The sequence below is a fragment of the Xanthomonas sp. JAI131 genome (assembly GCF_013410075.1).
GTDB classification, from domain to species: domain Bacteria; phylum Pseudomonadota; class Gammaproteobacteria; order Xanthomonadales; family Xanthomonadaceae; genus Xanthomonas_A; species Xanthomonas_A bonasiae.
The window spans coordinates 1,464,459-1,477,749 of sequence record NZ_JACCCN010000001.1 but is presented as its reverse complement, the minus strand read 5'-3'; the positions used below and the strand labels follow the sequence as shown (position 1 = coordinate 1,477,749).

Annotated in this window: 11 protein-coding genes; 7 read left to right on the top strand and 4 right to left on the bottom strand. The window is 70.2% G+C overall.

Annotation, left to right across the window (positions count from 1 at the left end; all coding sequences use genetic code 11):
- Positions 1–112: 112 nt before the first annotated feature.
- Both HDC36_RS06135 and HDC36_RS06130 read right to left on the bottom strand, forming a co-directional pair.
- On the bottom strand, positions 113–1,309 hold the full coding sequence (locus HDC36_RS06135; RefSeq protein WP_179565306.1) for an NAD(P)/FAD-dependent oxidoreductase: 1,197 nt from the start codon (positions 1,307–1,309) through the stop codon (positions 113–115).
- Positions 1,306–1,851 (bottom strand): YaeQ family protein, encoded by a 546-nt coding sequence (locus tag HDC36_RS06130; protein ID WP_179565304.1) that lies wholly within the window; start codon positions 1,849–1,851, stop codon positions 1,306–1,308. Before HDC36_RS06130 ends, HDC36_RS06135 begins: the two co-directional genes overlap by 4 nt.
- 120 nt (positions 1,852–1,971) lie before the next feature.
- Between HDC36_RS06130 and HDC36_RS06125 the strand changes: the two genes are divergently transcribed.
- The 4 genes from HDC36_RS06125 to HDC36_RS06110 all read left to right on the top strand — a co-directional run bounded on the left by HDC36_RS06125 (position 1,972) and on the right by HDC36_RS06110 (position 4,963).
- Positions 1,972–2,343 carry a hypothetical protein gene (locus tag HDC36_RS06125; protein WP_179565302.1) on the top strand — a complete coding sequence of 124 codons (372 nt, stop codon included), beginning with the start codon at positions 1,972–1,974 and terminating at the stop codon, positions 2,341–2,343.
- Entirely contained in the window at positions 2,340–3,215 is an 876-nt protein-coding gene (locus tag HDC36_RS06120; RefSeq protein WP_179565300.1) for a pseudouridine synthase, read from the top strand. The genes HDC36_RS06125 and HDC36_RS06120 overlap by 4 nt, the downstream gene beginning before the upstream one ends.
- Before the next feature lie 613 nt (positions 3,216–3,828).
- Positions 3,829–4,038: a cold-shock protein gene (locus tag HDC36_RS06115; RefSeq protein ID WP_033483465.1), complete on the top strand. Its 210-nt coding sequence runs from the start codon at positions 3,829–3,831 to the stop codon at positions 4,036–4,038.
- 229 nt (positions 4,039–4,267) lie between these two features.
- Positions 4,268–4,963 carry a glutathione S-transferase gene (locus tag HDC36_RS06110; protein ID WP_179565298.1) on the top strand — a complete coding sequence of 232 codons (696 nt, stop codon included), beginning with the start codon at positions 4,268–4,270 and terminating at the stop codon, positions 4,961–4,963.
- 70 nt (positions 4,964–5,033) lie between these two features.
- On the opposite strand, the gene HDC36_RS06105 is transcribed toward HDC36_RS06110, so the two are convergent.
- Entirely contained in the window at positions 5,034–5,930 is an 897-nt protein-coding gene (locus tag HDC36_RS06105) for an alpha/beta hydrolase (RefSeq protein ID WP_179565296.1), read from the bottom strand.
- 620 nt (positions 5,931–6,550) lie between these two features.
- Between HDC36_RS06105 and HDC36_RS06100 the strand changes: the two genes are divergently transcribed.
- Complete coding sequence (locus tag HDC36_RS06100) at positions 6,551–8,104, top strand: YdiU family protein (RefSeq protein WP_179565294.1); 1,554 nt, start codon at positions 6,551–6,553, stop codon at positions 8,102–8,104.
- Between the two features lie 133 nt (positions 8,105–8,237).
- Here HDC36_RS06100 and HDC36_RS06095 read toward each other — a convergent pair whose 3' ends face one another.
- Positions 8,238–8,942, bottom strand: coding sequence for a TetR/AcrR family transcriptional regulator (locus HDC36_RS06095; protein ID WP_241094041.1), 705 nt, complete (start codon positions 8,940–8,942; stop codon positions 8,238–8,240).
- A gap of 62 nt (positions 8,943–9,004) precedes the next feature.
- Here HDC36_RS06095 and HDC36_RS06090 point away from each other — a divergent pair, with 62 nt between their 5' ends.
- Both HDC36_RS06090 and HDC36_RS06085 read left to right on the top strand, forming a co-directional pair.
- Positions 9,005–10,156, top strand: coding sequence for an efflux RND transporter periplasmic adaptor subunit (locus HDC36_RS06090; RefSeq protein WP_179565292.1), 1,152 nt, complete (start codon positions 9,005–9,007; stop codon positions 10,154–10,156).
- A gap of 6 nt (positions 10,157–10,162) precedes the next feature.
- The gene (locus HDC36_RS06085) at positions 10,163–13,276 is read left to right on the top strand and encodes an efflux RND transporter permease subunit (RefSeq protein ID WP_179565290.1); all 3,114 of its coding nucleotides are present in this window, start codon (positions 10,163–10,165) and stop codon (positions 13,274–13,276) included.
- The last annotated feature ends 15 nt before the right edge of the window (positions 13,277–13,291 follow it).

The following is a 13,291-nucleotide window of genomic DNA, read 5'->3' as shown; positions in this document are numbered from 1 at the left end:
ATTCGCAACGGCGCGCTTCGATGTTTACGCCCAGCTTTGGGCAACCCACGAACGTTCAGGCACCGGGAACCGCTGTTACGAATCCCGAATCCCAAATCCCCAATCCCGGCCTTCAGGCCACCATGCCGGCCGCGTGGCCCGAGGCCCAGGCCCACTGGAAGTTGTAGCCGCCCAGCCAGCCGGTCACGTCCAGGACCTCGCCGACGAAGTACAGGCCGGGCACCTGGCGCGATTCCATGGTCGCCGACGACACCTGATCGGTGTCCACCCCGCCCAGGGTGACCTCGGCGGTGCGGTAGCCCTCGGTGCCGCTGGCCACCAGCGGCCAGGCGCCGAGCAGGGCGGCGGCGGCGCGCAGCTGCGGTTCGTCGAGCTGGCGGACCGGCTTGTCCGGCAGCCAGACTTCGCACAGGCGCTGCGCGAAGCGGCGCGGCAGGGCCTCGCCCAGCACCGTGCGCAGCTCGGCGGCGCCGCGCAGGCGCTTCTGCTCGCGCAGCCACGCGGCCGCGTCCTGCCCGGGCAGCAGGTCCAGGCGCAGGTCGTCGCCCGGCTGCCAGTACGAGGAGATCTGCAGGATCGCCGGGCCGCTGATGCCGCGATGGGTGATCAGCATGAAGTTGCGGAAGCTGGCGCCATTGCAGCTGGCTTCCACCGGCAGCGCCAGCCCCGACAGGTCCTGCAGGCGTTCCTGGTGCTTGCCGCTGAGGGTCAGCGGCACCAGTCCGGCGCGGGTCGGCAGCACGCCGTGGCCGAACTGGCGGGCCAGTTCGTAGCCGAAGCCGGTGGCGCCCAGGCTGGGAATGGACAGCCCGCCGCTGGCCACGACCAGCGAGGCGGCGTGCACCGGGCCGTTGTCGCTGTCGATGCGGAACCCCTCGCTGTCGCGTTCCACGCCGCGCACGCCGCACTGGGTGAGGATGGTGACGCCAGCCGCGTCGCATTCGTCCACCAGCATGCGCACGATCTGCTTGGAGGAAATGTCGCAGAACAGCTGGCCCAGTTCCTTCTCGTGATAGGCGATGCCGTGGCGTTCGACCATCTCGATGAAATCGGCCGGGCGGTAGCGCGCCAGCGCCGATTTGCAGAAGTGCGGGTTGGCGGACAGGAAATTGCCCGGGCCGGTGCCGGTGTTGGTGAAGTTGCAGCGCCCGCCGCCGGACATCAGGATCTTCTTGCCGACCTTGTTGGCATGCTCGATCACCCGCACGCGGCGCCCGCGGCGGCCGGCGGTCAGCGCGCACATCAGCCCGGCGGCGCCGGCGCCGATGACCGCGACGTCGACCCGGATCGGCTCGGCGCGCGCGCTCATGCCGCGGCTTTGCGCACCGTCGGGGTGAAGGTGACGCTGCCGTCGTCGCCGAGCAACTGCACTTCGCCGTCCTGGATCACCACGTCGAAACGCATGCTGCGCTGGATCAGCTCGGCGGCCGAGGCGACCGCGTCGCCGGGCAGGTCGATCACCTGCAGCGGCTTGAGCTTGAGCAGGCCGGAGGCGTTCTTCTCCCACCAGATGTCGGCGACGCGGCCGCCGTAGTTGGCCACCACCACTTCGCGGGCGCGGCCGCAGGCCTTGCGGATGCGCGATTCGTCGGGCTGGCCGACCTCGATCCACTGCTCGATCGCGCCGGTGTAGTCCATCCGCCACAGGTCCGGCTCGTCGTCGCTGCTCAGGCCCTTGCCGAACAGCAGGCGCTCCTCGGCGAACAGGGCGAAGGTCAGCAGCCGCGCCATCAGCCGCTGGTCGGTTTCGGACGGGTGCTGGGCCAGGGTCAGCGCATGCGCCGCGTAGTAGCCGCGGTCCATGTCGGAAATCTGCAGGTCGGCCTTGCGGAGGGTGGCGGTGAGGGCCATGGGGGCACCGGAAGCAAAGAGGACCATGATAGTGGTTTGCTCGAGGCTGTCCGAGACGGTGCTTCTGGATCGACGCGATTGGTGGCACGCTTCCAGCCCGCCGTCCTGGTTGCTCGGTCCATGTCACGCCCCCGTTCCCGACGCCTGCAGATCGAAGGCGCTCCCTTCATCTGCGGCGTGCGCCCGCTGCGCGACGCTACGGCCGCGGCCCTGGTATTGGCCGCCCACGGCGCGGGCCGGCACCTGCGGCGGTGCTTCCGCTCCGATCCTGCGCAGGGGTGCCTGGCCGGCGACGCCGGGCTGGAGGCCGGCACCGTGCGCACGGCGGCGGGACGCTGGGTCAGCCTGCACCGTCCCGGTGTGATGCGGGCGCTGATCGAGGCCGGGTTGGCGCACACCGCGCCGGCAGGGCACCTCGACGACGGCTGGCAGTTGCTGGCGGCTGCCACCCTGCCGGCCGACAGCCTGGACCACGGCAGGGAGCCGGGATGACCGTACCCAGTCGCCTGCAATTGCCGCCCGGCGCGTGGCCGACCCTGCTGGACGGACTGTGCGCGCGGTTTCCGCAGGTGCCGCGCGGGCACTGGCTGGACCGCTTCGCGCGCGGGCGGGTGCAGGACCGGCATGGCCGGCCGTTGCCGGCGTCCCTGCCGTACCGGGTCGGGCTGGAAGTGCGCTATTTCCGCGAGGTCGCCGACGAGGCGCCGATCGCCGGGGTGGAGCGGATCGTCCATGCCGACGCGCATCTGGTGGTGGCCGACAAGCCGCACGGGCTGCCGGTGACTCCGTCCGGGCGCTACGTGCGCGAGACCTTGCTGGCGCGGCTGGTGGCGCGGCTGGGCAATCCGGCGCTGGTGCCGCTGCACCGGCTGGACCGCGCCACCGCGGGGCTGGTGCTGTTCTCGGCCGATCCGGGCAGCCGCGCCGCCTACCAGGCGCTGTTCCGCGAGCGGCGCATCGCCAAGGCCTACCAGGCGCTGGCCCCGGCCTTGCCGGGACAGGCGTTTCCGCTGCTGCGCGCGAGCCGGCTCGTGCGCGGCGAGCCGTTCTTCCGCATGGCCGAGGTCGAGGGCGAGGCCAACAGCCTGACCCGGATCGCCGTGCTGGACGCGCCCGACGGACCGCTGTGGCGCTACGCGCTGGCGCCGGTGACCGGCCGCAAGCACCAGTTGCGCGTGCACATGGCCGCGCTGGGCGCGCCGATCCTGGGCGATGCGCTGTATCCGCAGTTGCGCGCGGAGGAGGAGGGCGGCACCCCCGATGTGTTGCAGCTGTTGGCATGCGGGCTGGCGTTCGACGATCCGCTCAGCGGGCAGGCGCGCAGTTTCGCCAGTGCGCAGACCTTGGTTTGGCCGTCGGCGTGATGACGCGACCGAACTCCGCGAGACGCGTCGCGCCGCACCCTCATCCCAACCCCTCTGCCGGCGGGAGAGAGGTTATGTGCCTGGCGGCTGTTCCTTCTCCCACCGGGACCATGGCCCCCTTTTCGGGGGAAGGTGCCCCGCAGGGGCGGATGAGGGTCCGGGCGCAGCCTCGTGCACCCAGACTCCGCGAGTCGCTTCGCGCCGGACCCTCACCCCAACCCCTCTCCCGACGGGAGAGGGGCTTTCAGTGTCATAGTGGACGACGATTGCGTGCGCCGGCAGGTCATCCAATGGAACGCCGGGCAAGGGGAGGGCGGCTGCGCAATTTGCGTAGAACGGCAGGGATATCGACCGCACTACTGCGGACTTTAGGCCTGGGTTCAGCATCTTTGTGGGCGATCTCGGTTTGTCTACACAAACTTGTCGCTTTTTGCGGACGACCCGCGTATGGTAGGTCCCACTGTGTTTGCTAGGGTCACCGTGAATCGTGGCCTGGTGCAGTTGATCTCGCGATCCGCTTCATCGTTCCGCTTTACCAACGCCTGCAACTCAGTCTCGGCCCCGATACCCGGTGGCTGCGATTTCTTCAATCCAATGTTTCAGGAGTTAGTAAATGAGCGAGCGTCAGGGTGGTACCGTGAAGTGGTTCAACGATGCCAAGGGCTTCGGCTTCATCACCCCGGAAAGCGGCCCGGACCTGTTCGTGCATTTCCGCGCGATCCAGGGCACCGGCTTCAAGTCGCTGCAGGAAGGCCAGAAGGTGACGTTCGTCGCCGTCCAGGGCCAGAAGGGCATGCAGGCCGACCAGGTGCAGGCCGTCTAATTTAGACGCCAGCTACCGCAAGGTTGCCAAAACGCCGGGAGCGCAAGCTCTCGGCGTTTTTATTTGTGCGTGTGCGTAGCTGCGGCCCCGCTTGGAGCCCCGCCCGCGTTGGCCCACACGTGCCTCTGCAGCCGCGTCGGGGTGCAGAGACCTTGCACGGTGCCTGTAGTCGCGATCCCCATGCGGGCCCGGCTACCATGGCCGCCCCCGCGCCTTCGGAACCGTTGCCATGATCACCGTCCACCACCTCAACCAGTCCCGTTCCCAGCGCGTGCTGTGGCTGCTGGAGGAACTGGCGCTGCCCTACCAGGTGGTCAAATATCAGCGCGACAAGCAGACCATGCTGGCACCGCCGGAGCTGCGCGCGATCCATCCGCTGGGCAAGTCGCCGGTGCTGGTCGACGACGGCCACGTGCTGGCCGAATCCGGCGCGATCCTCGATTACCTGGTGGAGCGCTACGACACCGAGCGCGCGCTGTCGCCGTCGCCGCAGCCGCTGGAGGCGCCCGAGCGCCTGCGCTACCGCTACTGGATGCATTACGCCGAGGGTTCGGCGATGCCGCCGTTGCTGATGAGCCTGGTGTTCGGGCGCATCCGTTCGGCGAAGATGCCGTTCTTCGCGCGGCCGATCGCCCGCGCCATCGTCGACAAGGCGATGCACAGCTTCGTCGGCCCGCAACTGAAGCTGCATCTGGACTGGATGGAGCGCGAACTGGCGGCCACCGGCTGGTTCGCCGGCGACCGCTTCACCGCCGCCGACGTGCAGATGAGCTTCCCGGTCCAGGCCGCGGCCGCGCGCGCCGGCCTGCAGGCCTATCCGAACCTGGCCGGCTTCGTGCAGCGCATCGAGCAGCGTCCGGCCTACCAGCGCGCGCTGCAGCAGGGCGGGCCGTTCGAACTGCTCGGCAGCGGCAAGGCCGGCTAGGGCGCGTCCTTCGTCCCCACGCGGATTGCGGCCCGTGGCGAGGGCGTTCGATACGCTGCGCTACGTTGCTTCACGGTTGCGGCGTGCGCGGCTGGCACTGGCGCACGAAGGCGATGCTTTCGGCCATGACCGGCAGCGCCGGATCGTCCTTGCGCAGCGCCAGCGCCAGGCGCAGATGGCCGACGCCCGGATAGATCTTCAGCTCGGCGGGCACGCCGGCGCGGTGCAGGGCCGCCTGCAGCGAGCGGCTGTCGCGCGGTTCGACCACGCGGTCGTCGGCGCCGTGCAGCAGCAGCGCCGGCGGTTCGTCGCCATCGACGAAGGCCACCGGCTGCGAGCGCCGCTGCTGCGCCGGGTCGCGGCCGAACATGCCGATCAGGTCGGTGTCGGTCAGCGGCAGGAAGTCGTAGGGGCCGGCCAGGCCGACCAGGCCGCAAAGTTGCCGCGGCGACAGGCCCTGCGCCTGCAGCCAGCGGCCGTCGGTGGCCAGCAGCGCGGCCATGTGCGCGCCGGCGGAGTGGCCCATCAGCACCAGCCGGCGCGGGTCGCCGCCGTGCTCGGCGGCATGCCGTTGGCTCCAGGCGACCGCGGTGGCGGCGTCGTGCATGAAGCCGTCCAGGGTCACCTTCGGGTATTTGCGGTAGTCCGGCACGATCGCGACCACGCCATGCCGTGCCAGCGCCTCGCCGGCCCAGCGGTACTGCTGGCGGTTGCCGGTCTTCCAGGTTCCGCCGTGGAAGAACACCACCACCGGCGCGTTCTGCGCCGCGACCGGGCGATAGACGTCCAGCTTCAGGCCATGCGCCGCATCGAACACGATCCCGCGCTGCTCGCTCAGCCCGTTGCGCGCGGAGCCGGCGTTGAGGCCGCCGAAGAACACGCTGCTGCAGGCGGAGACCAGCAGCGAGGACAGGGCGACCAGCAGGTGGCGCGGCCAGCGTGGCGGCAACGGCGAACGTTCGGACATGGACGGTACCTGCAGGAAAGGAGCGGGAGCATGCCGCATGCGTGTGTCGGCAGCGAGTGCATGGCGTCGGCGGCACTGCCGGCAAGTACGCGCAAGATGTCGCTGCGGATGCGCTGGCCCGGCCGAGTCCGCCATTTCCTTCTCTCGCCGGGAGCGTGGCTCCCTTTTCGGGAAGGTGCCCGGCAGGGCGGATGAGGCGAGGGTAGGGGGCTTGTGCACCCAAACACCGCGAGACGCTTCGCGCCGTAACCTCACCCCAACCCCTCTCCCGATGGGAGAGGGGCTAGCGGCTGTTCCCTTCTCCCGTCGGGACCATGGCCCCCTTTTTGGGGGAAGGTGCCCCGCAGGGGCGGATGAGGGTACGGGCGCAGCCTCATGCGCCCAACTCCGCGAGACGCTTCGCGCCGTACCCTCACCCCAACCCCTCTCCCGATGGGAGAGGGGCTAGCGGCTGTTCCCTTCTCCCGTCGGGACCATGGCCCCCTTTTCGGGGGAAGGTGCCCAGCAGGGGCGGATGAGGGTACGGGCGCAGCCTCGTGAATCCAAACGCAGCGAGGCGCTTCGCGCCGCACCCTGACCCAAACACCTCTCCCGATGGAGAGGGCTGTAAGCTGGCGCGTATGCCTGCATTGCGCTTCGATAACCGTTTTACCGCCGAGCTGCCTGGCGATCCCGAGCGCGGACCGCGCTTGCGCGAGGTGGTGGGCGCGCTGTGGTCGGAGGTCGCGCCGACCCCGGTGGCTGCGCCGCAGTTGCTGGCCCATTCGCGCGAAGTGGCGGCCATGCTCGGCTTGTCGGAGCAGGAGGTGCTGGCGCCGCAGTTCGCCGAGGTCTTCGCCGGCAACGCGCTTTACCCGGGCATGCGGCCGTATGCGACGAACTACGGCGGCCACCAGTTCGGGCATTGGGCCGGTCAGCTCGGCGATGGCCGCGCGATCGCGCTGGGCGAGGCGCTGGGGGCGGACGGGCAGCGCTGGGAGCTGCAACTCAAGGGCGCCGGGCGCACGCCGTATTCGCGCGGCGCCGATGGCCGCGCGGTGCTGCGCTCGTCGATCCGCGAATTCCTGTGCAGCGAGGCGATGCACCACCTCGGCGTGCCGACCACGCGCGCGCTCAGCCTGGTCGCCAGCGGCGAGCGCGTGGTGCGCGACATGTTCTACGACGGCCATCCGCGCGCCGAGCCGGGCGCGGTGGTGTGCCGGGTGGCGCCGTCGTTTGTGCGCTTCGGCAGTTTCGAACTGCCGGCCGCGCGCGGCGAGACAGCCTTGCTGCGGCAATTGGCCGATTTCGTGATCGATCGCGATTTCCCCGAGCTGCGCGCACGCGGCGCCACGCGCCATGCCGACTGGTTCGGCGAGGTCTGCACGCGCACCGCGACGATGGTCGCGCACTGGATGCGGGTCGGCTTCGTGCATGGGGTGATGAATACCGACAACATGTCGATCCTGGGACTGACCATCGATTACGGCCCGTACGGCTGGGTCGACGACTACGATCCGGACTGGACGCCGAACACCACCGACGCCCAGGGCCGCCGCTACCGTTTCGGCACCCAGCCGCAGATCGCGTACTGGAACCTGACGCGGCTGGCGCAGGCGCTGGCGCCGCTGTTCGCCGACGTCGCGCCGCTGCAGGCCGGGCTGGCGCGTTTTCGCGACACATACGCGCAGGCCGAACGCGACAACACCGCCGCCAAGCTCGGCCTGTCTGCCTGCGGCGAGACCGACCTGGCGCTGATGCAGGACCTGCTGCAACTGCTGCAGCAGGGCGAGGTGGACATGACTCTGTGGTTCCGCGGGCTGAGCGCGGAGCAACTGCCGACGCTGGCGGACCTGGCCGTGGCGTTCTACGACCCGGCCAAGCTGGCCGCGCAGGCGCCTGCATTCGAGGCCTGGCTGGCGCGCTATGCGCAGCGGCTGCGCGACGATCCGCTGCCGGCGCCCGCGCGCGCGGCGAAGATGTGCGCGGCCAACCCGCGCTACGTGTTGCGCAACTACCTGGCGCAGCAGGCGATCGACCGTGCCGAGCAGGGCGATGCCGAGGGCATCGCCGAATTGTTGGAGGTGATGCGCCGGCCCTACGAGGAGCAGCCGGGGCGCGAGGCGTTCGCGGCGCGGCGCCCGGACTGGGCGCGCGACCGCGCCGGTTGTTCGATGCTGTCGTGCAGTTCCTGACGAAACACGAAGCACTGCAGCAGGGGCTTCGGCTCCGACGCTTTGCCGGCAAGGTGTCGGAGCTGAAGCCGCTCCTGCAGAAGGCTCGGTATCGCCGCGATTTCGCAGTCGCGTCGTCAGGCCCGGGCGGGCGTCAGCGCGACGAAGGCGCGCGATAGCGCCAGGCGGCGAGGAAGCTGGTCACCACTTCCGCCGCCAGCGCCTGCTGGCTGTCGCGATCGGGGGCCTGCCCGTTGAGCATCGCGCCGGGATAGGCGTAGCCGATCGCCGCGCCGATGAAGGCGCTGGCGGCCAGCGTGGGCGAGGCCACGCGCACGTCGCCGCGCGCATCCAGCATCTGCAGCAGATCGCTCAGGCGCTGGCGCAGGCGCCCGGTGCGGCGCTGGTGCATCGATTGCAGCAGCTCCGGCATCTGCGCGCTGGCCTGCACCAGCAGCCGGTGCAGGCGCAGCGAGGACGGCGCGTACAGGTGCGCCTGCACGGTCAGCGCGATCTGCTGCAGCGCGCGCGGCAGGTCCTGCGAGGCCGCATCGCCGATGTTCTCCAGCTGCGCCTGCAGTTCCTCGTTCAACGCCTCGAACACCTGCATCAGCAGGTCGGCCTTGCTGGAAAAATGGTTGTACAGGCTCTGCCGGGTGAGCCCGGCATGCAGCGCGATCTGCTCCAGCGAGACCTCCAGGCCGTGCTCCAGCAGCAGCTCGCGCGCGGCATGCAGCAACCGCGGCCGCGCCAGCGCCGGGCGCCCGCGCTGGCGCCCGGGCGGCGCAATCGCCCGCGCTTCCGCCGTCGCCGCGGGGGCGCGAGGCGGCGTGGCGCGGACGATTGTGCGATCCTTCATGCTTATTTATTTGTCTTTAAGTAAATTAAATGATCCTCCCCCCAGCTTCCAGGATCAAGCGCATGCCTGCGCCTTTCGTCCAGCGTTCCCGCCGCACGCTGTCGTTGCTGCTGTCCGTCGCCCTCGTCACGCTCGCCGGCTGCAAGGGCGAGCGCACCGCGCCGCCGGCGCAGGCCAGGACCGTGGGGGTGGTGACCTTGCAGCCGCAAAGCGTGCCGCTCAGCGCCGAACTGGCCGGGCGCACCGCCGCCTCCGAAGAATCCGAAGTGCGCCCGCAGGTCGGCGGCATCCTGCGCAAGCGGCTGTTCGAGGAGGGCGCGATGGTGCGCGCCGGGCAGCCGCTGTTCCAGATCGAGCCGGTCCTGTACCAGGCCGCGGCCAACGAGGCGCAGGCCAACCTGGCTACCGCCGAGGCCACGCTGGCCACCGCCAAGCTGCGCGCCGAGCGCTACCGCGAACTGGGCAAGACCCGGCTGGCTGCACAGCAGGACGTGGACGACGCCCAGGCCACCTACAAGGAAGCGCTGGCCAGCCGCGACGCCAACCGCGCCGCGCTGGACACCGCGCGCACCCAGTTGCGCTTCGCCACCGTGGAGGCGCCGATCAGCGGCCGTATCGGCCGCGCGCGGGTGACCCCGGGCGCGCTGGTCACCGCCAGCCAGGCCGATGCGATCGCCAAGATCCAGCAACTGGACCCGATGAACGTGGACATCACCCAGTCCGGCAGCCAGTTCCTGGCGCTGCGTCGCGCGATCGCCGACGGCGGGGTGCAGCCGGCGACCGCCGAAGTGCGGCTGAAGCTGTCCGACGGCAGCGACTATCCGCTGCCGGGCACGCTGCAGTTCGCCGACATCGACGTGGAGGAAACCACCGGCAGCGTGACCCTGCGCGCGCGCTTCCCCAACCCCGACGCGCAGCTGCTGCCGGGCATGTACGTGCGCGCGATCGTCGGCCAGGGCATCCGCCAGCAGGCGCTGCTGGTGCCGCAGGCGGCGGTGGACCGTACGCCGCGCGGCGACGCGCAGGCCTGGGTGGTGGGCACCGACAACATCGTGCGCCAGCGCCAGTTCACCACGCTGCGCGCGGTCGGCGACCGCTGGCTGGTCGGCGACGGGCTCAAGCCCGGCGAGCGGGTGGTGGTGGAGGGCCGGCAGGGCCTGAGCGACGGCGCCAAGGTCACGGTCAAGCCGGCCGCCGCTGCCGGCCAGGGCTGATCCGGCATGCTCGCGCGCTTCTTCATCGCCCGCCCGATCTTCGCCTGGGTGCTGGCGATCTGCATCATGGCCGCCGGCGCCATCGCCGTGTTCACCCTGCCGGTGGAGCAGTATCCGGACATCGCCCCGCCCGGGGTCAACGTCACCGCCACCTACAACGGCGCCTCGGCGCAGACGGTGGAGGACAGCGTCACCCAGGTGATCGAGCAGCAGATCAAGGGCATCGACCACCTGCTGTACTTCTCCTCGACCAGTTCCTCGTCCGGGCAGGCGCGGATCAGCATCACCTTCGACCAGGCCGCAAATCCCGACATCGCCCAGGTGCAGGTGCAGAACGCGGTCAACCAGGCGCTCAACCGCCTGCCGCAGGAAGTGCAGCAGCAGGGCGTGACCGTCTCCAAGTCGCAGGGCGACAGCCTGATGGCGGTGGCGCTGTACGACAGCACCGACCGGCTGGACAACGTCGACATCTCCGACTACCTGATCAGCACCCTGCAGGACCCGATCAGCCGCATCAACGGCGTCGGCGAGATCAACGTGTTCGGCGCGCAGTACGCAATGCGCGTGTGGATGGACCCGCACAAGCTCAACGCCTACAACCTGATGCCCGGCGACGTGCGCAGCGCGATCGAGGCGCAGAACACCCAGGTCACCGCTGGCGAACTCGGCGCGCTGCCCACCGGCGCCGACCAGGAGCTCAACGCCACGGTAACCGCGCAGTCGCGGCTGCAGACCGCGGAGCAGTTTCGCGCCATCATCCTGGCCACCCAGGCCGACGGCTCCAGCGTGCGCCTGGGCGACGTGGCGCGGGTGGAGATCGGCGCGGAGAACTACCAGAACAGCGCCACGCTCAACGGCCATCCGGCGTCCGGCTTCTCGGTGACGCTGTCCTCCGGCGCCAACGCGGTGGCCACCTCCGACGCGGTGCGCGCCACCATCGAGCGGCTCAAGCCGACCTTCCCGCCGGGCATGGAAGTGGCCTACCCGCGCGACAGCACGCCGTTCGTGCGGATCTCGATCGAAGGCGTGGTGCACACCCTGATCGAGGCGATCGTGCTGGTGGTGGTGGTGATGTTCCTGTTCCTGCAGAACGGCCGCGCCACGCTGATCCCGGCGATCACCGTGCCGGTGGTGCTGCTGGGCACCTTCGGCATCCTCGCCGCGGCCGGCTTCACCATCAACACGCTGACCCTGTTCGCGATGGTGCTGGCGATCGGCCTGCTGGTGGACGATGCGATCGTGGTGGTGGAGAACGTCGAGCGGATCATGCACGAGCAGCATCTGCCGCCGCGCGAGGCGACCGAGCAATCGATGGGCGAGATCACCGGCGCGCTGATCGGCATCACCGTGGTGCTGGGCGCGGTGTTCCTGCCGATGGCGTTCTTCGGCGGCTCCACCGGCATCATCTACCGCCAGTTCTCGATCACCATCGCCTCGGCGATGGCGCTGTCGGCGCTGGTCGCGCTGACCCTGACCCCGGCGTTGTGCGCGACCCTGCTCAAGCCGGTGGAAAAGGAGCGCCAACTCGGACGCTTCTTCCGCTGGTTCAACCGCGGCGTGGAGCGCAGCCAGCACGCCTACCAGCGCCGGCTCGGCACGATGCTGCGGCAGCCGCGGCGCTGGATGGCGCTGTACGCGGTGATCGTGCTGGCGATGGCGGCGCTGTACGCGCGCATGCCGACCGGCTTCCTGCCGGTGGAGGATCAGGGCCAGGTGCAGATCCAGTTCACCACGCCCGAGGGCACGCCGCTGGCCAAGACCGAGGCGCTGGGCCGGCGCATCAACGATTACTTCATGGCCCACGAGAAGAACAACATCACCGCGGTGTTCATGGTGATCGGCCGCAACAACGCCGGCACCGGGCAGAACGCCGGCCAGGCCTTCGTCGCGCTGCGGCCGTGGGGCGAACGCAACCGCGACAACACCGCGCAGGCGATCATCGACCGCGCCAATGCGTATTTCCGCGGCACCGCCGACGCCAAGATCAGCGTGCTGTCGCCGCCGGCGGTGCGCGGCCTGGGCCAGTCCAGCGGCTTCGAGCTGTGGATCCGCGACAGCGACGGCGCCGGCCGCCCGGCGCTGCTGAAGGCGCAGCAGCAGGTGCTGCAGGAGGCCGGCGACGATCCGCAGCTGACCGCGGTGCGGCTCAACGGGCTGGGCGACAAGGCGCAGCTGCAGGTGGACATCGACCAGGCCCAGGCCAGCGCGCTGGGGCTGGCGCAGAGCGACATCAACACCACGCTGTCCACCGCGTGGGGCGGCAGCTACGTCAACGACTTCATCGACCGCGGCCGGGTCAAGCGCGTCTACGTGCAGGGCGATGCGCCGTACCGTTCGCTGCCGGAAGACATCGGCCAGTGGTACGTGCGCGGCAAGGACGGGCAGATGGCGCCGTTCGCCAGCTTCGCCAGCACCCATTGGACCCGCGGGCCGCAGCTGCAGCAGCGGTTCAACGGCCTGCCGGCGTCGCAGATCCAGGGCGGGGCCGCGGCCGACAGCAGTTCCGGCGAGGCGATGCAGCGGATGCAGGCGCTGGTCGCCAAGCAGAAGGGCTTCGACCTGCAGTGGAGCGGCCTGTCCTACCAGGAGCAGCTGTCGAGCAACCAGACGCTGTGGCTGTACACCGCCTCGATCGTCTTCATTTTCCTGTGCCTGGCGGCGCTGTACGAGAGCTGGTCGATTCCGGTGGCGGTGCTGCTGGTGATCCCGCTGGGCGTGCTCGGCACGGTCACCGCGACCACCCTGGCCGGCTTCGTCAACGACATCTATTTCCAGGTCGGCCTGCTGACCACGATCGGCCTGTCGGCGAAAAACGCGATCCTGATCGTCGAGTTCGCCGAGGCCGAGCAGCGCGCCGGGCGGCCGTTGCTGGAGGCGGCGCTGGAAGGCGCGCGGCTGCGCCTGCGGCCGATCGTGATGACCTCGCTGGCGTTCGTCGCCGGCGTGTTGCCGCTGGCGCTGTCCACCGGCGCCGGCGCGGCCAGCCGCCGCGAGATCGGCGTCAGCGTGATTGGCGGCATGCTCTCGGGCACGCTGCTGGCGGTGCTGCTGGTGCCGCTGTTCTTCGTGCTGGTGCGGCGCCTGCTGCACGGCCGGGCGGCGGAGACGCAGGCCGGGTAGGGCGTAGACGGGCAA